25 protein-coding genes and 1 other annotated feature are annotated in these 22,088 nt (G+C 34.2%); of the genes, 19 read left to right on the top strand and 6 right to left on the bottom strand.

The window, feature by feature from the left end; genetic code table 11:
- Positions 1-21 precede the first annotated feature (21 nt).
- The 3 genes from E3U55_RS06930 (at position 22) to E3U55_RS06920 (ending at position 1,783) form a co-directional block, all read left to right on the top strand.
- Positions 22-492 carry a DUF3237 domain-containing protein gene (locus E3U55_RS06930; RefSeq protein ID WP_134339706.1) on the top strand — a complete coding sequence of 157 codons (471 nt, stop codon included), beginning with the start codon at positions 22-24 and terminating at the stop codon, positions 490-492.
- Between the two features lie 9 nt (positions 493-501).
- Positions 502-1,371 carry an alpha/beta hydrolase gene (locus E3U55_RS06925; RefSeq protein ID WP_228547498.1) on the top strand — a complete coding sequence of 290 codons (870 nt, stop codon included), beginning with the start codon at positions 502-504 and terminating at the stop codon, positions 1,369-1,371.
- 100 nt (positions 1,372-1,471) lie between these two features.
- Complete coding sequence (locus tag E3U55_RS06920; protein ID WP_134339704.1) at positions 1,472-1,783, top strand: metal-sulfur cluster assembly factor; 312 nt, start codon at positions 1,472-1,474, stop codon at positions 1,781-1,783.
- Positions 1,784-1,845: 62 nt separating this feature from the next.
- Here the strand turns inward: E3U55_RS06920 and E3U55_RS06915 are convergent, their stop codons facing one another.
- Positions 1,846-2,655: an undecaprenyl-diphosphate phosphatase gene (locus E3U55_RS06915; protein WP_134339703.1), complete on the bottom strand. Its 810-nt coding sequence runs from the start codon at positions 2,653-2,655 to the stop codon at positions 1,846-1,848.
- A gap of 75 nt (positions 2,656-2,730) precedes the next feature.
- On the opposite strand from E3U55_RS06915, the gene E3U55_RS06910 reads away from it, so the two are divergent.
- The gene (locus E3U55_RS06910) at positions 2,731-3,024 is read left to right on the top strand and encodes a hypothetical protein (RefSeq protein ID WP_228547493.1); all 294 of its coding nucleotides are present in this window, start codon (positions 2,731-2,733) and stop codon (positions 3,022-3,024) included.
- 346 nt (positions 3,025-3,370) lie between these two features.
- On the opposite strand, the gene E3U55_RS06905 is transcribed toward E3U55_RS06910, so the two are convergent.
- Positions 3,371-3,550 (bottom strand): YjzD family protein, encoded by a 180-nt coding sequence (locus E3U55_RS06905; RefSeq protein ID WP_134339702.1) that lies wholly within the window; start codon positions 3,548-3,550, stop codon positions 3,371-3,373.
- A gap of 114 nt (positions 3,551-3,664) precedes the next feature.
- Here E3U55_RS06905 and E3U55_RS06900 point away from each other — a divergent pair, with 114 nt between their 5' ends.
- The 4 genes from E3U55_RS06900 (at position 3,665) to fabF (ending at position 7,405) form a co-directional block, all read left to right on the top strand.
- Positions 3,665-4,078: a hypothetical protein gene (locus E3U55_RS06900; RefSeq protein ID WP_134339701.1), complete on the top strand. Its 414-nt coding sequence runs from the start codon at positions 3,665-3,667 to the stop codon at positions 4,076-4,078.
- A 95-nt stretch (positions 4,079-4,173) separates the two neighbouring features.
- Positions 4,174-5,127, top strand: a complete 954-nt coding sequence (locus tag E3U55_RS06895; RefSeq protein ID WP_134339700.1) for a BMP family ABC transporter substrate-binding protein — start codon at positions 4,174-4,176, stop codon at positions 5,125-5,127.
- 87 nt (positions 5,128-5,214) lie between these two features.
- Positions 5,215-6,153 carry a beta-ketoacyl-ACP synthase III gene (locus tag E3U55_RS06890; protein WP_134339699.1) on the top strand — a complete coding sequence of 313 codons (939 nt, stop codon included), beginning with the start codon at positions 5,215-5,217 and terminating at the stop codon, positions 6,151-6,153.
- A gap of 16 nt (positions 6,154-6,169) precedes the next feature.
- Entirely contained in the window at positions 6,170-7,405 is a 1,236-nt protein-coding gene (fabF, locus tag E3U55_RS06885; protein WP_134339698.1) for a beta-ketoacyl-ACP synthase II, read from the top strand.
- An 84-nt stretch (positions 7,406-7,489) separates the two neighbouring features.
- Here the strand turns inward: fabF and E3U55_RS06880 are convergent, their stop codons facing one another.
- Entirely contained in the window at positions 7,490-8,407 is a 918-nt protein-coding gene (locus E3U55_RS06880; RefSeq protein ID WP_407644101.1) for an LCP family protein, read from the bottom strand.
- A gap of 242 nt (positions 8,408-8,649) precedes the next feature.
- On the opposite strand from E3U55_RS06880, the gene E3U55_RS06875 reads away from it, so the two are divergent.
- Both E3U55_RS06875 and E3U55_RS06870 read left to right on the top strand, forming a co-directional pair.
- Positions 8,650-8,856, top strand: coding sequence for a hypothetical protein (locus E3U55_RS06875; protein WP_134339696.1), 207 nt, complete (start codon positions 8,650-8,652; stop codon positions 8,854-8,856).
- 72 nt (positions 8,857-8,928) lie between these two features.
- Positions 8,929-9,690, top strand: a complete 762-nt coding sequence (locus tag E3U55_RS06870; protein ID WP_134339695.1) for a DUF3603 family protein — start codon at positions 8,929-8,931, stop codon at positions 9,688-9,690.
- Between the two features lie 174 nt (positions 9,691-9,864).
- Here the strand turns inward: E3U55_RS06870 and trpS are convergent, their stop codons facing one another.
- Positions 9,865-10,863, bottom strand: coding sequence for a tryptophan--tRNA ligase (trpS, locus tag E3U55_RS06865; RefSeq protein WP_134339694.1), 999 nt, complete (start codon positions 10,861-10,863; stop codon positions 9,865-9,867).
- Between the two features lie 99 nt (positions 10,864-10,962).
- Positions 10,963-11,161 (bottom strand) — a binding site (T-box leader).
- 211 nt (positions 11,162-11,372) lie between these two features.
- Between trpS and E3U55_RS06860 the strand changes: the two genes are divergently transcribed.
- From E3U55_RS06860 to spxA, 3 genes are all read left to right on the top strand, one after another.
- The gene (locus E3U55_RS06860) at positions 11,373-12,599 is read left to right on the top strand and encodes a putative glycoside hydrolase (RefSeq protein WP_134339693.1); all 1,227 of its coding nucleotides are present in this window, start codon (positions 11,373-11,375) and stop codon (positions 12,597-12,599) included.
- Positions 12,600-12,893: 294 nt separating this feature from the next.
- On the top strand, positions 12,894-13,484 hold the full coding sequence (locus tag E3U55_RS06855) for a GNAT family N-acetyltransferase (protein WP_134339692.1): 591 nt from the start codon (positions 12,894-12,896) through the stop codon (positions 13,482-13,484).
- A gap of 318 nt (positions 13,485-13,802) precedes the next feature.
- On the top strand, positions 13,803-14,198 hold the full coding sequence (spxA, locus tag E3U55_RS06850) for a transcriptional regulator SpxA (RefSeq protein ID WP_134339691.1): 396 nt from the start codon (positions 13,803-13,805) through the stop codon (positions 14,196-14,198).
- A 44-nt stretch (positions 14,199-14,242) separates the two neighbouring features.
- On the opposite strand, the gene E3U55_RS06845 is transcribed toward spxA, so the two are convergent.
- Entirely contained in the window at positions 14,243-14,920 is a 678-nt protein-coding gene (locus E3U55_RS06845; RefSeq protein ID WP_134339690.1) for a TerC family protein, read from the bottom strand.
- A gap of 323 nt (positions 14,921-15,243) precedes the next feature.
- Between E3U55_RS06845 and mecA the strand changes: the two genes are divergently transcribed.
- From mecA to pepF, 4 genes are all read left to right on the top strand, one after another.
- A complete protein-coding gene (gene mecA, locus E3U55_RS06840) occupies positions 15,244-15,951 on the top strand; it encodes an adaptor protein MecA (protein WP_134339689.1) in 708 nt (235 codons plus the stop codon).
- Between the two features lie 133 nt (positions 15,952-16,084).
- Entirely contained in the window at positions 16,085-17,593 is a 1,509-nt protein-coding gene (cls, locus tag E3U55_RS06835; RefSeq protein WP_134339688.1) for a cardiolipin synthase, read from the top strand.
- A gap of 17 nt (positions 17,594-17,610) precedes the next feature.
- Entirely contained in the window at positions 17,611-18,765 is a 1,155-nt protein-coding gene (locus E3U55_RS06830; protein ID WP_134339687.1) for a competence protein CoiA, read from the top strand.
- Positions 18,766-18,846: 81 nt separating this feature from the next.
- On the top strand, positions 18,847-20,655 hold the full coding sequence (gene pepF / locus E3U55_RS06825; RefSeq protein WP_134339686.1) for an oligoendopeptidase F: 1,809 nt from the start codon (positions 18,847-18,849) through the stop codon (positions 20,653-20,655).
- Positions 20,656-20,693: 38 nt separating this feature from the next.
- Here pepF and E3U55_RS17535 read toward each other — a convergent pair whose 3' ends face one another.
- Positions 20,694-20,864, bottom strand: a complete 171-nt coding sequence (locus E3U55_RS17535) for a hypothetical protein (protein ID WP_194840836.1) — start codon at positions 20,862-20,864, stop codon at positions 20,694-20,696.
- Positions 20,865-21,105: 241 nt separating this feature from the next.
- On the opposite strand from E3U55_RS17535, the gene E3U55_RS06820 reads away from it, so the two are divergent.
- On the top strand, positions 21,106-21,501 hold the full coding sequence (locus tag E3U55_RS06820) for a hypothetical protein (RefSeq protein WP_134339685.1): 396 nt from the start codon (positions 21,106-21,108) through the stop codon (positions 21,499-21,501).
- 61 nt (positions 21,502-21,562) lie between these two features.
- Positions 21,563-21,913, top strand: coding sequence for a hypothetical protein (locus E3U55_RS06815; RefSeq protein WP_134339684.1), 351 nt, complete (start codon positions 21,563-21,565; stop codon positions 21,911-21,913).
- Positions 21,914-22,088: the final 175 nt, after the last annotated feature.

Here is a 22,088-nt window from a genome sequence, read left to right as displayed (position 1 = left end):
TGTTTACAAGGGGGAAGGAGTATGGAGCACTTCGAAGCACCTGGATTAAGCTTTTTGTTTAATATTGAACTGACCATTGATCAACCTTATCACTTAGGTGTTACACCAATTGGAAACAGGCAAATCATTCGTGTAAACGATGGTTATTTTCGAGGTGAGAAATTAAATGGCACCGTAGTTCCTGGCGGAGATGATTGTACCACCTTATTAGATGATGGAACGATTATGCAAGATGTAAAAATTTTGCTTAAAACTTATGATGGTGAATACATTTTAATGACTTATCAAGGCATTAGAACGGGTTCTAAAGATGTTCTTAAACGATTAGATAATCATTTAGTTGTTGATGTTAATGAGTATTATTTTGTAACTCAACCAAAATTTGAAACGTCATCCAAAAAATATGACTGGTTAAATAAAAGAATATTTGTATCCAGAGGTAAACGAACGCCAGATAAATATAATTACTCGATCTATACGGTAGGTGATTGATGAGTGAAAATGTGGCGAAAAAAAGTGTTAGAAAATGGCCATCAGTTATTTCTACATGAGACTCCAGGCAATAAAGGGACAATAATAGCTGTACATGGGTTATTAGGTCACCATATGCAGCTGGGACATTATCAGAGGGCTTTTGAAAACCAATATCGTATGATCACCTATGACTTGAGAGGTAGAGGGAAAAGCACTAATGCAAGCTTTGATACATGTATAAATCGACATGTAGAAGACTTAGTCTATTTAATTTATGCGCTGAAAATTAAAAGCCCCATACTATTAGGTTATTCAACAGGTGCTTATATCTGTTTGAAAGCTGCAGCTTTAATTGATGGTGTTTCAGCTGTTATCCTTCTGGATGGCGCTGCTCAGACAGATGAAGGGCAAAAAGAGCTTATCTTACCTTCCATTGTTCGATTAAAAAATGTGTATCCCTCACGTTTGTCATATATTGAAGAATCACGAGTTAATTATGAAAAATTAGGTATCCGCTGGTCAGAGCATATGAATAGATTTGTAAATTACGAAATTGAAAAGAAGGGAAATTACTGGACTCAAAGATCAAACCCTAATTTAATTGAACAAGATTTTCTTAGTTCGTTCGAATATAATATAGAAAATATTGCACCTAAGATAAATGTTCCAGTTATGCTGATACATGCTGAAGGTAATGTAGGTAATCGACCATTTTATTATGAATCTCAATTTAATAAACTAAAAGAACTGATCAAAGATATTCAAATAGTAAAGTCAAAAGCAAATCACTTTTCATTAGTATTTAACAGACAAATTGAGTTAGAGTGGAAGATGTTAAAGTTTTTAAATGAATCGAAAGAGAAAGTTAACGTAAGTTCATCCACTAATAAAAAATGAATTGTACACATAACAGTAACAAGTACAAATTCTTAGTCCTTTAAAATTTATAAAAAACATGTTTATAATAGAATAGAGAAAGTTGAAGGAGGACTGACAAATGGATAAAGCGATGGAAGAAAATCTTTGGGGCGCTCTTGAAAACGTAATTGACCCTGAACTTGGTATCGATATTGTAAATCTTGGACTTGTTTATGGCGTTGACTTAGATGATGATGGTAAGGCTACTGTTACAATGACATTAACTGCAATGGGATGTCCACTAGCTGGTACGATTGAACAAGACGTAAAGCGTGCGCTTTCCGATCTCCCTGAAGTTGACGATACAGAAGTAAATATTGTTTGGAATCCACCATGGACTAAAGAGCGTATGTCTCGTTATGCAAAAATTGCACTTGGAATTCCAGATTAATCTTTTAAGACATGAAAACCTAGCCTTGTTATTAAGGCTAGGTTTTTTTCAGTTTTATATGATTACAACAGTAAAAACACTAATGCTCCAACGATGAAGCAGTAAAAAGCAAAATATTTAAGGTTTCCTGATTTCATAATGTTAATAAACCATAACAAAGCAAAGTACGAAGCAATAATGGAACCAATTAAAGCTACTAATAATAGTACGGCTTGGCTTGAGAAGTTCTTAGTAATTTCATCGATAGAAAAAATCATAGTACCTAAACTAACTGGAATATACATTAAAAAGGAAAACTTAAGTGCAGCTGATCTATTAAAGCCAACTAGCATCGCTCCAACAATGGTTGCTCCAGAACGACTGATTCCAGGAATTAATGCAATAGCTTGTGCGACCCCTACAATAAAAGCATCTTTAATCGTAATTTCATCATCGGTTTTGAATCCTTCCAAATTACGAATAATCCATAAAGCAATCCCAGTCAAAATAAGTGAAATACCTACAACCTTAACACTTTCACCAATGATTCCACTTATTGTATCTTCAAACAAAACACCCAATAAACCTGCTGGAATAGTCGCAATTACAAGTAAGAAAATATAGTTAAAATCTGACTTATACTGCTCGTCCCTTTGCAATAAAAACCTTATTCCATTTACAACAAGCTCAATTAGATCTTTTCTGTAAACGATTAGTACCGCTAATAATGACCCAAAGTTTACAAACACTTCAAACCCTAAACCACTCATATCGATACTCATTAGTTCTCTTAAAATAACTAAATGACCGCTTGAAGAAATAGGAATCGGTTCAGTAAAACCTTGGAATAAACCGAGAAAAAGAAATTTCAATAATTCCAAAAAATCAACCATCATAATTCCTCCTAATCTGTGCACATATCATGGATTTTTTGAATAAGTTAATCGTGAAAAGGGAGGTACGATTCTGTGAATACTTATTCAAAGGATCATATGTATAATTTATGTAAGAAACACATGAAACAGTACGTGTTAGTGGAAACGACCCAAGGAGATTCGTTACAAGGTGTCATTGTTGATTTGGATGATGAGCATATTTACCTTGTAACACCAGTATTTCAAGAGCAGCAACGTCAGTTTTATCCGTATGGGGGATATTATCCGTATGGCGGATATTATGGCTATCCACCTGGAGTAGGTTTAAGACGATTAATCTTACCTTTGACTGCCATAGCTGCATTAAGTTTATTACCTTGGTATTAAGAAAGGCGCAAAACGGAAGTTTAGCTACGTTTAACAGTCAGTAACAATTGAAATTGAACTGACTGTAACAACCTGATAAGAACAACTAACAATCGAAATTCCTTCGATTGAAGTTGTTCTTTACGAGCCAGTGACTGGATCGACTAAGCCGAGTTAAAGGAAACACGACGAGTGATAACGAGTCGATGTTGACTTATCGTAGGATTTGTCGGGAAGTCACCCAGTCGTTGGCCGATTTGCGCTAGACATTATTCATATAATCTTAATAAGGTATAACACACATCATGATGTTGTTAAAAAAAAGAGGTTGACTCAACGTCATTTAAATTTGAGTCAACCTCTCCTATTAATTCGGTGAGTCTTCTTTTATAACGCCATCTCCTAGTATTACTGCTGCTAGGGTGAATAGCGCTGTTAGAACCGTTGCTAATGTTAAGCTAAAGTCATCACCAGTCATACTAGCTAGTACATAAACAACCATTAAACTTAATAAGAAACTCCAGATTACTGTCCAAATTAAACGCATATATTGTCACCTCATTTATCAATACATTCCAAAGTACAGTTTACCAAAGGTTTTTAAAAAAATAAATATTTTTTAATTGATGTTTCCATTATAGACACAAAAGGATGGATTAAAATGAAGATTTTTATAAAAGGGTGTTTCCAACCACTTCCTTATGAATTAGTTAAACATTTGATCAATCAAGATATAGAAGTTTTTGGTCAAGATCATTATGAAGAAGACGATGAGAAGTTTGAACGCTTTGCTAAAATTGGAAGACATGCTTCCTTTCATTTGTATGACTCTAAAGAGCCTTTGCGGGCAGATTGTTATTATGATTTTACAATAGATAATCTTTTATGTGAATTTTATAAACTTGAAGATCAAATTATTAAAGTACATGACAGTGATTACAACCGTAAGCAGAACGGAGAACAACTTATTGATGAAAAAATTATATTTTTAGCAAGCTTAAAAGATTACTCACAATTCCCAGACCATATTAAACTTAACGGAGAGGGTGAGTGTTCCATCCACTTAATTAAGTAAATTTTGAGTAAATTTTTAACCTGAATGGTTGCTATATCTGAAGAAAAGCGACAAAATAGTTATATATACTTATATCCAGAATCGGAGTGCTGGGGTTGAGAATAGTATGGACGATGATGGTTGTTATAATGGCAACCACAATTTTGACAAGTTGTGGACAGTTATTTGACCGAGGACAGTTGAATAACGTTGGGTTACTGGTAGATGGGACGATTCATGATGAGACATGGGGGAAAGGCGCTTACTTAGGTGTGTTAAATATAAAGGACGAGCACAATGTAAGTGTCATCACTAAAGAAAATGTTAATTCATTAAGAAAAACAGAAGAATATGTGAAAGATATGGATCGTCAAGGTGTGAACCTTATTTTTGGACATGGTGCATCATTTGGAAAATATTTCGATCAAATCAATGAATACTATCCTAACATTCATTTTGTATATTTTAACGGTAACACGTTTGATAACAATATTACCAGTATTCATTTTGATGGTTATGATATGGGATACTTTGCAGGCGTTTTGTCTGCTCAAATGACCAAACTAAAGAAAATTGCTATCATATCTGCATTTCAAAACCAACCTGAAGTACAAGGTTTTTTTGAAGGGGTAAAAGATACTGATCCAAGCATTAGAGTGATATTAAGATCTGTATTTGATTGGTATGACCAAAAACGAGCGTTATCTTTATTCAATAATCTAATGGATGATGGTATCGATGTGGTTTACCCTGCAGGTGATGGATTCAATGTACCCATAATTGAGAAGGCATCAGAACATGACATTTATTCAATTGGTTACATAAATGACCAACATGATATATCACCTAAATATGTCCTGACAAGTACTATTCAAGATTTAGAAAAACTATATTTAGAAATCGCTAATCAATATAATCGAGATGAATTGCCTTCAGGTATCATTAGTTATGGTTTCGATGATCAATATGTTTACTTAGGCAAATATGGAGACACAGTGCCTGAAAGCACACGAGAACGAGTTGAAGAAGCGATACAACAATATTTAAAATCCGGAAGAATTGGAGATTAAGACCTTTTCTTTCGGCTCTTTTTTTGATAAAATTATAACCAGGTCATAATATATGATAATAATAGTTTGTAATGAGGAGATGACCATATGAAAGCAGGTATTGTTGGTACTGGACATTATGTTCCAGATAATATTGTTACAAATAAGGATTTAGAAAAAATCGTAGATACGTCTGATGATTGGATTCGTACACGAACCGGAATAGAAGAGCGTCGAATTGCACCAGATGAAATTAACACATCACATATGGCGTATTATGCAGCAGTAGATGCATTAGAGGAAGCCGGAATATCAGGAGAAGAGCTTGATATGATTTTGGTTGCAACTGTTACGCCTGATATGGGTTTTCCTTCAGTTGCATGCCAAATCCAGGAGCGTTTAGGAGCTTTTAAAGCGTCGGCAATGGATATTAGTGCTGCGTGTTCTGGATTTATTTATGGAATGGTTACGGCTAAGCAATTTATTGAGTCAAACACCCACAAAAACATCTTAGTTGTAGGTGTTGAGAAACTTTCTAAAATTACAAATTGGGAAGATCGAAATACTTGTGTATTATTTGGTGATGGTGCAGGTGCTGCAGTTATTGGACCAGTATCTGATAACCGTGGAATCCTATCATTTGAACTAGGTGCTGATGGCACAGGCATTCCACACTTGCATCAAACTCAAGAAGACTTTATTCATATGAACGGTCGAGAAGTATTTAAATTTGCGGTAAGACAAATGGGAGATTCAGCTTTAAATGTTATTGAAAAAGCTGGGTTGACTAAAGATGATGTGGATTATTTAATTCCTCATCAAGCTAATATACGTATTATGGAAGTTGCAAGAGAGAAACTAGATATACCAGTTGAAAAAATGTCTAAATCAGTAGACAAATACGGAAATACTTCAGCAGCTTCAATCCCAATTGCTTTGTCTGAAGATGTAAAAGCAGGCAATATTAAAGAGGATGAAACAGTAATCTTAGTTGGTTTCGGTGGCGGCCTAACGTGGGGTGCTGTCGCATTACGCTGGGGAAAATAAGAGGAGGTTATAAACTATGTCTAAAAGAAGAGTAGTTGTTACTGGTTTAGGAGTTGTTTCTCCAGTCGGTAACGATGTGAATACAATGTGGAATAATATTACGAATGGAAATGTTGGAATTGGTGATTTAACAAAATTAGATCCAGAAGATTTTTCAGTGAAAATTGCTGGTGAAGTCAGAGATTTTGATGCAACTAATTATATGGAGAAAAAAGAAAAGCGTAAAATGGACTTGTTTACGCAATATGCAGTTGCTGCTTCGAAAATGGCGGTCGAAGATTCAGGTTTAGAAATTAACGAAGGAAACGCTAATCGTGTTGGTGTATGGATAGGTTCAGGAATTGGTGGAATGACCACATACGAAGAAAGTTTTAGAAAATATCAGGATAAAGGCCGAGTTAGTCCATTCTTCATTCCGATGATTATTCCAGATATGGCTTCTGGTCAAGTATCTATTATCTTAGGGGCAAAGGGGATTAACTCTTGTTCAGTAACAGCTTGTGCATCTGGTACGAATTCAATTGGAGATGCATTTAAAGTGATTGAACGCGGTGAGGCTGATGCCATGATTACTGGAGGTGCAGAAGCGCCATTTAACCATATGTCGATAGCCGGTTTCTCTTCTATGGGCGCATTATCTAAGAGTACAGACCCTAAAACAGCCAGCCGTCCATTTGATAAAGAAAGAAGCGGCTTTGTAATGGGTGAAGGTTCAGGTGTTGTAATCCTTGAATCATTAGAATCTGCTCAAAAACGTGGAGCAAAAATTTATGCTGAAATTGTTGGGTATGGCTCAACAGGGGATGCTTATCATATTACAGCTCCAGCGCCAGAGGGGGAAGGCGCTGCGCGTGCGATGCAACAGGCATTAGATGACGCGGAAGTGAATATTGATGAAATGGACTATATCAATGCTCATGGTACAAGCACAGAATTAAATGATAAATATGAAACAAATGCTGTTAAAACTGTATTCAAAGATCATGCCCATAAGTTAGGGGTGAGCTCTACAAAATCAATGACAGGGCACCTGTTAGGAGCTGCAGGTGGTATTGAGGCCATTATTACTTGTTTAAGTATTAAAGAGAGTATTATGCCGCCAACTATGAACTATGAAACACCAGATGAAGAGTGTGACTTAGATTATGTACCTAACGAAGCACGTCAACAAGAGGTAAAGGTAGCGATGTCTAATTCACTTGGCTTTGGTGGCCACAATGCTTCACTTGTATTTAAAAAATTTAATGATTAATTTTAAAAAACCTCCCATTTCCAGTTAGGAAGTGGGAGGTTTTGTTTAATTTGAATTCTCTTCTGTTTCAGAATTAGTATCCGTTTAATTTTGTTTTGTTTCATCATCTTCTTTTGGTTGTGAAGTAAAGAACTCTTGAAATGCTTCTCTATTTTTAGATAAGTTAATACTTAATGCTAACCCTGCATGCTCGTAACTTTTACTACTATAAGTACCATCAAGTGGAATTCGCATTGTTTCAACTTCATCAGGTTTGTTTAATAGAAAATCAGTTGCAAATTTTACAATATCTGGTCTTGACATCGTAGTTTCAATATATGGCTCAATAGTACCTATTGCTTTCGGGATTTTTAAAAGACTTGCAAACGACAGCATTTCTTCTTTGAGTGCACTCATGACTTGTTGTTGTCGTCTAACGCGGCCAAAGTCACTTTCACGATCATTTCTAAAGCGAGCGTATCCTAATAATTCTTCACCATCAAGCTTTTGGACACCCTCTTCTAAATTAATGCTTAAGCCTGCAGCTTCATCGGTATAATACATACGTTTTTCAACATCAATTTCAATACCATCCGGGGCAATTTCATCTACAATACGTTCAAACCCTCTAAAATCAACTATTGCATAGTCGTTAATGTCTATATTAAAGTTTTCTTTTATGGTTTTTCGTAATAATTCAGGGCCGCCAAAAGCGTAAGCCGCATTTATTTTATTATGTCCATGACCAGGAATTTCAACATAAGTATCTCTCATAATTGATACTAGCTTAGCTCGATCATGTTCAGTATCGTATTGACCAATCATGATTGTATCCGTTCTTGAACCACCTTGCGCATCAGAGTCTTCCCCTAAGATTAACACATTAATTGTTTCATCAAGTGGTTCTTCTGCATCGAAATCGCCCCCATGCCCGGTTCGATCTTCTTCATTGCCGTCATTTCTACCCTCAATGTCCGCGTTTGATTCAGATTTTGCTTCCCAATATTGGAAGACAAAAAACATAATCATGCTCAAGAACAAAATCAACATGATGGATATAATCGTTTTTCTTTTACGTTTTTTCTCTCTCCGTCTTTTCTCTTGTCGCTTTGAAACCATTAAACTGTCCCTCTCTCTGTAAAAATACCCTAAATTTAAATTTACACTTAAATTTCATATAAGTAAAGGATGATTATTATTAAATATTTTTGACATGTCATCATATACATATTATATGACGAGTGGACAAGCTTGGAGGTTACAATATGTGGCAGTTAGTCTTATTTTTAATTGGATTTGGCTTCACATGTGTCGGTGGAGTAGCAATTATAGGGTACTTGAATTTTTTGCCAGCAGGTATGCCCACATATGATTTTTTGATTTTTATATATAAACGTCCAGAGTGTTATCTAGTCCCTAGTGGTCTATTCTTTATGTTCTTTGCTATGTATAAAAGCCCATTTGATTCATAAATTTAAGAATAAAAATAAATCTCTTGGTCATAATGAGCATAAATGGAGGATTATGAAAAGTGAGGGATTATGATGTTATACGTTCATGATATTTGGGTGAATTGGTTTGAAGGTGAAGAGAATGGATATAACGTCTGTCAATTTCACGAGTGGCGTAAAGAGGATGCCATTGAGCTCTTAGACCAAATACCTGTTGTACATGTAGAAGAAGAGCTTTATAACTACATAGAAAATAACATGCAAGATCTCCCTAAAATACTTCTAGAGCAAGTTTACCAACGTGCTTATTTAAAAAAACATCATAAGAGGATCTCCCTAGATTATGCGTTTGTTGTGACTGATGGTGAACATGCATTAGCTGTAGATACTTTAGGTTATGAGATACCTGTTAGAAAAAGTCGTCTAATACCGCGACAAGAAAGGCTAGTCTTAGACCTTGTTAAACAAAAAGTTCCGATGACTTTCTCCTTCAAAAGACCAATACGACACAAAGAACACCATTTGCTATCACTAGAACCTGTTTATATGGTCGGTCTTACAAGAAAAGAACGACAATTAAAACACTTATTAATGTTGATGATTGATCAACTGAACCAAAGCCAGCGTATTGATGAATTAAGGTACTGGTTAACAGAATGGAAACCTGAGTTGTATAAGAAAATTCAAGTGATGTCATTTAATGAAGGATACGAATTATTGTTAAATGAAGTAAAGTCAGGTTGGAATTCTAAACACGAGGAATTATGTGAAAAGATGGCAAAAGGCCAACCGTTTTTCGAAAGACTTTGGGAAATGGAACAACGAAAGAAAAATGTCCTTAAAGGCTCTTCATAATTAAATAAACCCGGAAACTTTAGTGGAAAATGATGGTTTAGAATAGGGCCTAGTGATCACAAGTACTTACTGAAAAATCTTGAGAACTTATTAGAAAACTTGAGTACTAAAAATTTCAATTTGAGTATTAAATCAAAAAATCTCTCACAGCATTTTTGTGAGAGATTTTTTGGTTTATCGTTTTAAGTGTACGCGGCCTAACCCCATTGCTTTTTTCGCTTTCTTTAACATTTTTGAAGCAACAAAATCAGCTTGGTCTCTACCACGATCAAGGACCTCATCTAATTCTTCGGATTCATAATAATTATAATAACGTTCTTGAATATCTGTGATTCTTTCTTTAACAATTTGAGCTAAATCACCTTTGAAATCGCCATATCCTTTACCCTCATAGGATTTTACTATGTCTTCAATTGACTGATCTGTAAAACTTGCATAAATATTTAATAAATTTGAGATGCCTGGTTTGTTTTCTTTGTCATACTCAATGATTCCTTCAGAGTCCGTAACAGCACTTTTGATTTTCTTCTCAATCTGTTTAGGCTCATCCAATAAGAAAATCGTTGCTTTATGATTGTCATCTGATTTACTCATTTTTTTCGTTGGGTTTTGAAGTGACATCACACGAGCACCAACACCCTGAATTTTAACATCAGGAACTGTAAAGATATCATTGTATCGTTTGTTAAAACGCTCAGCTAAATTTCTTGTTAACTCTAAATGCTGCTTTTGGTCATCACCGACAGGAACAATGTCAGTTCCGTATAGTAAAATATCAGCAGCCATTAAAGGCGGGTAAGTAAATAAACCTGCTGTCACTGATTCTTTACCTTCAGATTTATCTTTGAACTGAGTCATGCGCTCTAATTCTCCAACAGTGGCCACACATTGTAACATCCATGCCAGTTCTGCGTGTGCCGGAACCTCAGACTGAATGAATAGAGTAGATTTTTCTGGGTCGATTCCACACGCTAAGTACATCGCGGCTAATGAACGTGTTTGGTCTCTAAGCTTAAGCCGATCTTGAGGTACTGTAATCGCATGTTGATCAACGATACAAAAAAAGCTATTGTATTCATCTTGTAGTGGAGGGAAATGCTTCATGGCGCCTAAGTAGTTACCAATAGTTAATGTTCCTGAAGGTTGAATACCTGAAAATAATGTTTTGGTCATTTGAATGACTCCTTTCAATATATTAATTAATACTTCGGCAGAATTAACTCATAACGTTTATAGATTATAAAAAACAAAAAAAACCACTCATCCCCTTAAAATAGGGACGAATGGACCGCGGTGCCACCCTAATTACCTTAATACAATAAGGTCATCTTAAAACGCTTATTAACGGTTGCGAACCGGAAATTCTGCTCTAAAGCCCCAACTTCAATCTGCACATACATACCTGTTCCCACTATCCAGGCTCACTGTTATGAGAGGTGAAGATTTACTTAAGCTTTGTCCTTGCATTTATCTGTCATTAGTTGTTCAAATATTATATGCAAAAAACTAATAAAAATCAAATGTTTTAGGTATTTATCTTCAGTAAATTAATATATCCTAGAAAATTATTATATTCAATAGAATTTGGTGAAAATTTTTTCAAAAAATTTCAATATAGTACTCTATTTTTCTGTTAAATATAATATAATGTAATAAAGAGAAACAACTGGGGGAATGCCGACATGAGAAAGAAAAATTACATAATGTTTGTTGTAGCGCTGTTGCTGTGTTTTTGGACAACCAATCTAGTGTTTGCGGATGAAGAAAACACAGAAGAAGAAACTATTAAAACGGTTTCTTTTTTACAAGGTTTTGAGACTAATATTAAAGAGAGAGTTTTACCAGATCCATTACCAAGATATGTATATGATTCAGGATTAAACTTTGAATATCCTGATGCTGTTCGAGGAATCTTTTTAACGGGTCACTCGGCTGGTAATTCAAAATTCGAAGGGTTAATTGATTATATCAATAATACAGCGCTAAATGCGATGGTTATTGATGTGAAGGATGACAATGGATATATTACTTATAAGTATGCTGAAGATTCACCTTACTTTGAGGCATCACGTAACTTTATCAGTGAACCTCGAGCAATGCTGGAGCGTTTAGAAGAAGAGCAAATCTATCCTATTGCAAGAGTTGTTGTCTTTAAAGACACGTATTTAGCTCACAAAAAGCCAGAATGGTCATTTAAAGAAAACGGGCAAATTTGGGAGAACGGAAACAAGGATGCATTTGTTAACCCATTCGTCAAAGACGTTTGGAAGTATAATGTTGAAATTGCAAAAGAAGCAGCAAAATTAGGGTTTCAGGAAATACAATTCGATTACGTAAGATTCCCGGAAGGTTTTGAGAGACGTGATGAAATTTTAGAGTACAGCCGTGGGGATTACGACGACGCCAGTTTAGATAATGTCAAAGAACGTGTTAAAGCCGTTTCAGAATTTGTAGCATACGCTAAGAAAGAGCTAGAACCTTATCAAGTGGATGTATCAGTCGACATATTTGGTTATTCAGCAACTATTGAAGAAGCACCAGGTATTGGTCAGAATTTCACAAAAATCTCAGAGAATGTTGATGTCATATCATCAATGATTTACCCAAGTCACTGGGGACCTGGATATTTTGATATTCCATTCCCTGATAAAGAGCCTTATCGTTTAGTTGATGAATATGCTAAAAAAGAAAATGAGGTTCTCGCTAAATTAGAAAATGCACCAACAAGTAGACCATGGATCCAGGATTTCACAGCTTCGTGGTTATACAGAGGTTCACCATTTGTTTATGGTCCAAAGCAGGTACAAGCACAGATCGAAGCTTTATATGCTAATGGAATTTACGAATACCTCATTTGGGATCCTTCCAATAAATACACTAGAGGTGTCGACTACGACCCTAAAAACTAAATTTAAAGCTAAAGAGAACTGTTTTTATGGCAGTTCTCTTTTTATTTTAATAACAATAAAAGTATATTTTAAACATTCAAGAGGAAATTAAAGGATTGTAGAATAATAAAAAGGGATATTAAATAGAAGGTTAATAAAACATGAAAATTACATGTAAATGCTACCAATCCATTGTATTTGAAATTTAACCCTTTCTCATTTATTGGTTATAATTATATTTGCAAAAGACTTAGCATAAAAATTGATATGTGCAACACGATAAAGACTAATAATAGTCGTTAAAGGAGTAGATCAATGAATTGGTATGAAAAGCTTAACCAGTACTTTCCTGTAGAAGAGATGAAATCAAAAGAACATTTTGAAATGCTTCTTAAAGAAAAAGGAGACGTTTATTATAAAGATGAAGGTGAATATCATGTCATGATGTATGCCGAGTTCGACTCGTTCATTTTTATTGATTACGTTTATGTATCTCCTAAATCTCGTGGACAAGGAATTGGCCATAAACTTATGGAAAAACTGAAAGCGAAAGGTAAGCCGATCATCTTAGAAGTTGAACCTGTTGATTATGAAGATACGGATACTGAGAAGAGATTACACTTTTATAAAAGAGAAGGCTTTAAACATGCTCAGTCAATTGGTTATACAAGAAAATCACTAGCGACTCAAGAATTAAACACATTAGAGATTCTGTTTTGGACGCCCGATGAAGATTCAGAGCAAGTGATTTATGAAAAAATGAAAGAAATGTATACTAAAATTCACACTTATAAAGATGAAGAGATCTATGGTGAATCATATCAACCTGTGGAAGAAGTACTAACGATCGATAAAACAAGAGATGTTGATATATTTAATGGATTAAAAAAGCCTAAGGGTGTTTAATTTTCAATTAAGAGCTGTCCAATGATAAATGGACAGCTTTTATTCGTGTTCTATACTTATACATAATTTATTTTGGTAAAAATAATAATTTTTTCTACAAAATATGTTTATTTATTCTAAAGTGGGGTAAAACAAAAGTATACTTAATTTGCTACCCGGGTAATTGTGAATAAAATATTACAATTAGATATTTGAGCTATCCAAAATTTGCACACTATTGTATAATATTAATGGAAGGTAATTTAAATTAATTATAAACTAATAACAGTTTCAAACCTGTTAACAATAGAGTGCCTTTCAAAAAGGAGGGTGAATGGCATGGTAACCTTATTTACTTCACCAAGCTGTACATCTTGTAGGAAAGCCAGAGCATGGCTAGAAGAACATGAAATTCCTTTTAAGGAACGTAATATCTTTTCAGATACACTAACAGAAGATGAGATTAAAGAAATCTTACGCATGACTGAAGATGGTACGGATGAGATTATCTCAACTCGTTCAAAAGTTTTCCAATCATTAGATGTCAGTCTTGATCAAATGCCGCTTAAAGATTTAATTAGTTTAATTCAAAAGAACCCTGGCTTGTTACGTCGCCCAATCATTTTAGATGATAAGCGCCTGCAAGTTGGATATAACGAAGATGAAATCCGTCGTTTCTTACCGAGAAAAGTACGTTCATTTCAGCTTAGAGAAGCTCAACGTTTAGTTAACTAATATAAAATCACAAAAAGTCGAATCGATTATCGATTCGACTTTTTTTATCTTTTTACCATTTTGTTGGAGAAGCCTAGAAAACACACTAATACAATTGAAACAAGTGGTAAGTATAAGTGTTCATTAGGAATACTCATAAAGATATTTTCTAAACGTTCTTCTTTTAAGATTAAATCAGCACTTGTATAGGCTAATAAAGATGCACCGGCATAAACAATGATTGGATATCTATTCATTAACATCAGTATAATTTTACTTCCAAAAATAATTATTGGGACAGATACAGCTAGTCCAAATACAATTAACATGACATTGTTGTTAGACGCAGCGGCAATGGCAAGAACGTTATCAAAACTCATAATTAAATCAGCTACAACTATGGTTTTAACTGCTCCAATTAATGTAGTTGAAGATTCTATATTTACTTCCTCTTCCTTTTCATTAAGAAGCTTGAGAGCAATGTAAAATAGGAATAGTCCTCCAATTAATTGGACATAAGGGATGGTTAATAAATAGATTGCAACTGTAGCTAAGCAGACACGAATGATTATGGCAAGGCTTGTCCCTAATACAATCGCCTTATTTTGATTTACCTTTGGGAGGTTTCTACTAGCCATTGCTATTACTACTGCATTGTCTCCACCTAAAATTAAATCTAAACCAATGATGATTAATACAGCTTTTAATAATTCCCAATTAAGATCAATGAATAATAATTCCATAAAAAACCTCCAAAATAAGTAGTGACAAATTCTAAAAAATAGTTTAAAATCATACATTAAATAAAATGAATGCAGAAAGTTTGTCCCACATTTTAATGTGTACTATACTCGAGTCATAGTAGAAATTAGGGCAAATATGGATTTGTTGATTTTATTTAAAAAAGCATTTTCATTTTAAGACTACCTATCATAAAATATGATAAAGAAGTCCAGCTTATGAAAATGATTAATAATTATTTGAATAGGGTAAACAATTTACAACTAATCAGGATAACTAGGCAGTCCTTCCCAGTTTCGATTATTAATGAAGGGAGAGGAATATAATGGAAATAGAACGTATAAATGAAAATACTTTGAAGTTTTACATTTCTTATCGAGACATTGAAGAAAGAGGCTTTAATCGCGAAGATATTTGGTATAATCGCGAAAAAGGCGAACAACTTTTCTGGGAAATGATGGACGAAGTTAATGATGAAGAAGATTTTAGTATAGATGGTCCACTGTGGATTCAAGTGCAGGCTTTAGATAAAGGGTTAGAGATTGTAGTGACAAAAGCTCAAGTATCAAAAGATGGAGAGAAGCTTGAGTTTCCAAGTGAAGAAGTAAACCCGTTACAAACTAATCTAGATGAAAAACTTGAATCATTAATGGATAAAAGCAGTCAGAAGCGAAGAAAAACGAAAAAAACATTTAGACCTGAACGTGAAGCCAAAGAAGAAAATGAAAACCAAGGTGATTTAGATCTAATGGTTTACTTTAATGATATTGAGGATGTAATCTCACTAAGCCATTCTCTATCAGATAGTCGTTTTATCGATGATCGCCTGTATGCCTATGAAGATCAGTACTATTTATATGTGGCTTTTCCAGAAGGTTATTTAAGCGAGAAAGAACAAGAGAATTATATTAGTCGGATTCTCGAGTATAGTGAAGAATCAAGCATGTCGATTTATTATCTAATGGAGTACGGAAATAAAGTGTTTGAACAAGACGCACTGAAGCAATTAAAGAAAAAGTTTCAGCTACAATAATGTAGGGAAGAGCACTGATAAGGTCAGTGTTCTTTTTTTGTTTTATAGCTCAATTCTTAGTTGCAATATGGAAAATAATTCTGTATCTTTAATTTAGGTCTTTAGGTCGATGAGCAGAAAAGGATGAGTCACAATGTTGAAATGGGTTCAAGTATTCATATTTATAATCATCGTATCTGCTGTGTTTGTGTTATCTTATAATATTTGGGAAGGACGTTTAATTACAACGTTCTCGGTTTTTTTATCGATTTCTGCGGTATTGATTGGATTCATCATATTTATTGAAAATCGAAACCCTTCTCAAACATTAAATTGGTTATTAGTATTTGCACTATTTCCTGTACTGGGCTTCTTTTTCTATCTGATTTTTGGTCGAAATTATAAGAAGAAAAAGCGCTTTAAAGAAAAGCAGGAAGTGGATGAAGCTGCATTTAACCGAGTGGAAGGTCACCGAACTTTTGATGAAAACGAATTAAATCAAATGGGTGATCATCAAAAGATGTTATTTAGACTTGCCCAACACCTGGGTAACTCACCTATTTCTTTCAATACAGAAACAAAGGTGTTAACGAATGGTAAAGAAACCTTTCCTGCGATTTTAGACGCACTTGAAAAAGCAGAGCACCATATTCATATGGAGTATTATATTTTTAGAGATGATGAACTAGGTAATCAATTTAAAGAAGTATTAACTAGAAAAGCTAAATCTGGTGTGGAAGTAAGATTACTATATGATGCAGTAGGTAGCTGGAAGTTATCAGATCGCTTTAAGAGTGAACTCGATAAAGCTGGTGTGCAATTTAAAGCATTCTCACCTGTTAGAATGCCCTTTATAGGTAATCGAATTAACTTCCGAAACCATCGTAAAATTGTAGTAATTGATGGGAAAATCGGGTTTGTAGGCGGGCTTAATATTGGAGACGAATATCTAGGTAAAGTTCCGGCGTTTGGTAATTGGCGAGATACACATCTCTTTGTTCGTGGAGAGGCTGTCCGTAGTTTGCAAACAATTTTCCTGCAAGATTGGAATTACGAAACTGGTGAATATTTGTTAAAACCAGATTATCTATCGCCCGAAATTATTGATGATCATTTTGGTGGCGTACAAATGGTAACAAGTGGTCCAGACAACCAATGGGAAGCCATTAAAAAATTGTATTTCTCAATGATTATTTCTGCAAAAAAATCGATATGGATTGCTTCACCTTACTTTATACCTGATGACGATATATTAACGGCAATGAAAGTGGCAAGCTTAAGTGGTGTGGACGTCCGTTTATTAATGCCAAGACGTCCAGATAAACGTATTGTGTTTCATGCGTCACGCTCATATTTTCCTGAATTAATGGAAGCTGGCGTGCGAATTTTTGAATACGAAGATGGATTCATGCATAGTAAAGTTGTTATTGTTGACCATGAATTGGCTTCAATTGGAACCTCTAATATGGACATGAGAAGTTTTCATTTAAACTTTGAAGTGAATGCATTCTTATTTAGAACTGAAAGTACAAATAAATTAGTAGAAGATTTTAAAGAAGATTTCCTTAAATCTAGAGAGATTGAACCTGAACGTTTTAAGAGTCGATCAATCTTTTTAAGAGTGATGGAATCATTATTTCGATTATTATCACCATTATTGTAAAAAGGGGAAGATATCAGTTGTTAAAAGCAGTTGATCAAAATGGTGCAGAAATTATGGCGCATAACAAAACTCATGAACAGCTTGAGCTATTGCGCCATCAGCCCCTTTATTGTCCTGAATGTCGTCAGAAGGTTATTTTAAAAGCTGGACAAATTACCATACCTCACTTTGCCCACCACCAACAAACTGATTGTCCGAATAAGCGATCTGAGAGTGAAGAACATCTAAAAGGGAAATTAGATTTATATGACTGGGCCATTCATCAAGGCTTTCCTGCCAAAATCGAACACTCTTTACCTTCTATTAATCAACGCCTTGATGTCATTTTTAAAGTAAAGAATCAATGGATTGCTATTGAGTATCAATGCTCACCCATCAATCCCTCTGTACTAAACTCAAGAACTATAGGTATTGCTTCAAAAAACATTTACCCCATTTGGATTTTTGGAACAACGTATTACAAACCCAATCGTTACAAAATAAAAATGAATTCAATCTTACGTTCAAGTGTATTTTATTCTATGAAAAGTAAACTGAACCAACTATTCTTTTATGATTCGACGAAAGAAAATTTAGTGATAGCGAGTGATCTTTATAGCAATAAGTCACAAGCGTTCGCTCACATATGTTCTAAACGCCTAAATCATACGAAGTTTAGTGATTGGTTTGAATTTAGGCAATTAAATACATCCATACTCTACAACAAGTGGATATTAGAAAAGAAGTTTTTTCGTACAAGTCAGAAGAGGCATGTAACACACATAGAGCAACAATTTTTGAATGATTTATACCAGCGTGCTTTACATCCACAATTCTTACCTTCATGTGTTCATCTACCCGTTAAAAATGCCCACCGATATAAAACACCCATCCATATCTGGCAAACCTATGTCATCCTGTATTTGAATCATCAAGAAATTGGAGATATATTTACATTTAAGCAAGTCTACCATTCAGTAAAGAAATACTTTGATGACTCATTTACGTCAATTTACCCAAGTGATGTAACTCACCCAATTTTATATTATCTAAGATTACTTTCGAAATTAAACCTTATAAAAGAAGTTAGGAAGTCGATGTTTGTGAAAGCAAAAGAATTTTATTTTCCGAATACATTAGATGAAGCTTTACAAGAAGATCGAAAAATTTTACAAAAATTATTAAAGTTTTAAATAATCAAATCATATCTTTTACAGATGTCTAATTTTTCTATAAAATATAGAAGAGACTAAAATTTTGGGGAGGTTACATAAGTGACAGAAACTGTTACAGGTTTAAAAACAAGAGAAGAAGTACCTACTGAATTAACTTGGGATCTAGAGGCTATCTTTCCTACAGATGAAGCATGGGAAAAAGAATTTGAAGCATTAAAACAAAAGTATCCAAAAATAGAACAATACAAAGGGAAGATCTCTGAATCATCTAATCAACTATTAGAAGTATTTAAATTTGAAGATGAACTAAGAGGACGATTAATGAAGCTATTCGTCTATGCTCATATGCGTTCAGATCAAGATACTGCAAATAGCAAATATCAAGATCAAAACGCACGTGCTTATAGCTTAGCAACGCAAGTAATGAGTGCATTTAGCTTCGTTACACCTGAGATTCTAGCTATGACAGATGAAGAAATTGAGAACTTCTTAAATGAAAATGATGAGTTAAAGCATTATGAAAAAACATTACGTGATGTAATGAAATCACGTCCTCACGTGTTAAGCGAAAAAGAAGAAGCATTATTGGCTCAAGTATCTGAAGTGACTTCTGCGCCTTCAAATGCTTTTGGAATGCTTAACAACGCTGATATTAAATTCCCTAAGATTAAAGATGAAAATGGGGAAGAAGTTGAGCTGTCACACGGACGTTTTCGTGAATTCTTAGATTCAAAAGACCGTTCAGTCCGTGAAAATGCTTTTAAAGCTATGTATGAAACCTTTGGCCAATATCGCAATACATTCGCTGCAACGTTAACTGGCCAAGTTAAAAAAGACAATTTCTTTGCTCAAGCAAAAAATTATCAATCTGCACGTGAAGCAGCATTAGATCAAAATAATATTCCTGAAAAAGTATATGATAACTTAGTTGAATCCGTTCATGAACGCTTACCGGCTTTACACCGTTACATGGACCTTAAGAAAAAAGCTTTAGGTGTCGATGAATTACACATGTATGATATTTACACGCCATTAGTTGATGAAAAGATTAAAGTAACAATTGACGAAGCAAAAGATTATGTTCTTAAGGGATTAGCACCACTAGGTGAAGAATATACTAGTATTGTACAAAAAGCTTATGATGAGCGTTGGATTGACTGGATCGAGACGAAGGGCAAGAGAAGCGGTGCCTATTCATCTGGAAGCTATTTAACAAATCCTTATATTCTAATGAACTGGCAAGATAATGTAGATAATACATTTACATTAGCGCATGAGCTGGGTCACTCGTTACACAGCTACTATACACGCAAATACCAAAGCCCTCGCTATGGTGATTATTCGATTTTCGTAGCAGAAGTGGCTTCTACAACAAATGAAGCATTATTGAATGATTACATGTTAAAAACATTAGACGATAAGAAGAAGAAGCTATATCTATTAAACAACTTCTTAGAAGGATTCCGTGCAACAGTTTATCGTCAGACTATGTTTGCAGAATTTGAGCATGAGATTCACAAACGTGATCAAGATGGCGAAGCTCTAACTGCCGATAAATTAACATCTATTTACTATGACCTTAATAAGAAGTACTTTGGCGATAATATTGTAGTGGATGAAGCAATTGGTCTTGAATGGGCACGAATCCCACATTTCTATATGGGATACTATGTGTACCAATATGCGACTGGTTATTCAGCAGCTACAGCACTAGCAAGCAAGATTTTAGAAGAAGGCGACTCAGCTGTTGAACGTTTTAAAGATTACTTAAAAGCAGGTAACAGCGAAGATCCAATTGATGTTCTTAAGAAAGCTGGAGTGGATATGACAACGAAAGATCCAATTCTAGCTGCATTAGATGTATTCGAAGAAAAATTGAATGAATTTGAACAATTATTAAGTGAATAAAAAAGCACTGGGATCCTTTAAAGCTGGGTCCCAGTGTTTTATTTATATCGTCTATAAGAATTCTTTTGAAAAATGACATAAAAGAAAATGAAAAACGTCAAAAACAAGAATGGTATTGAAATAACCTTAGGTACTAAATTCATCATACCTAATAAATTGAATAAAAACGCCCCCATAATTAATAGCGTCCAAAATAAGAATTGTAACATATTATTCCCTCCAATATTGTACCTATTACCATTGTATGGACAATGGTAAATTTCATGAATTGAAAAATTAAAAGAGTTATTTTCTAAAATCATAAAATGAATTTTAGAGTGCAATTGGATATTTATGTTAAAATGAGGGTGAGTTGTGAAGAAATGTACTTAAACTATAGGGGCAGAAGAGTTGAAGAAGTTTAATCTTTATTTTAATGAGAACGTCTAATCCATAAAAGGGGAATACGCGATGAAAAAGTGGGTTTTGATTTTCTGTGTTTTAATGTTAAGTATTGTCGGATGCGGTAAACAGGATGTTGCTGAATCGTATATAAACACTACATTCATAGTCAAAGAACGAATCGAAGATACTTTTGACTATAAAGTAATAAACGAAATCGAGAATAAAAATTCAGCACAAAAAATAATTAATATTTTCAAAAATGTTAAATGGGAAACAAATACAGAGAGAAGGATGGCTACTGAACCTGATTACCGAATGAACAATTATGCAATATGGATTACTCCAAACGGTGATAGGTTAGAGATTATTAATAAAGACAACAGTAATTATGTGCGTTTAACTCTAGAAAAATCAGCAGAATTATTTAAGGTAATGACTAGAAATGAACTCAAATCCAGATAACCTTTATTCAACAAATTGGGGGCTAGAATTTAAGAAAGGTTTTTAACACAGGGGGGTTAATATGTGTAGAGAATGTTATATAGTATCTGAATTATTTAATGCAGCAAAAAGTCACCCACATCAGAATTATATTCCATCACTAGCATTTATAAATGAAATGTTGAAACAAGAAAGAATAGAATTATTTGCTGGCGATTGTCCATTAGAAGAAGTCGAAAAACATTTATCTGACGAGCTTCACTATACTATTAAGCATTGTTTTAGATGCAAGAGTTGTAAGTTATATTTTTTAATTGGTGCATGTATTAGAGGAGTGCCTATTTATGAAATTAAAGAAAATATAGAAACAGTAAATTTTGATAATATACTTTGGGGAAGGTTTGGAACCTTGTATAAACAAAATAGTAGATAAACTTCATTTTTGATTATTGAAGAATATATTATCTTATTCATCTATTGGGGCAAGAGCATTCCTGTAGAGCGTTAAATTTCAAGTTTGATAAAAAAAGAGTCCCTCGCTAAGATGATTATAGACAAGTAAACCAATTCTTAGGAGGAACTCTTATATGAAGTATAAAATGCAAAAT

Origin of the sequence: Filobacillus milosensis, from assembly GCF_004402015.1 — a bacterium.
GTDB classification, from domain to species: Bacteria; Bacillota; Bacilli; order Bacillales; family Alkalibacillaceae; genus Filobacillus; species Filobacillus milosensis.
Note: the sequence above shows the minus strand (reverse complement) of the source record. Positions and strands in the feature narration are given on the sequence as shown.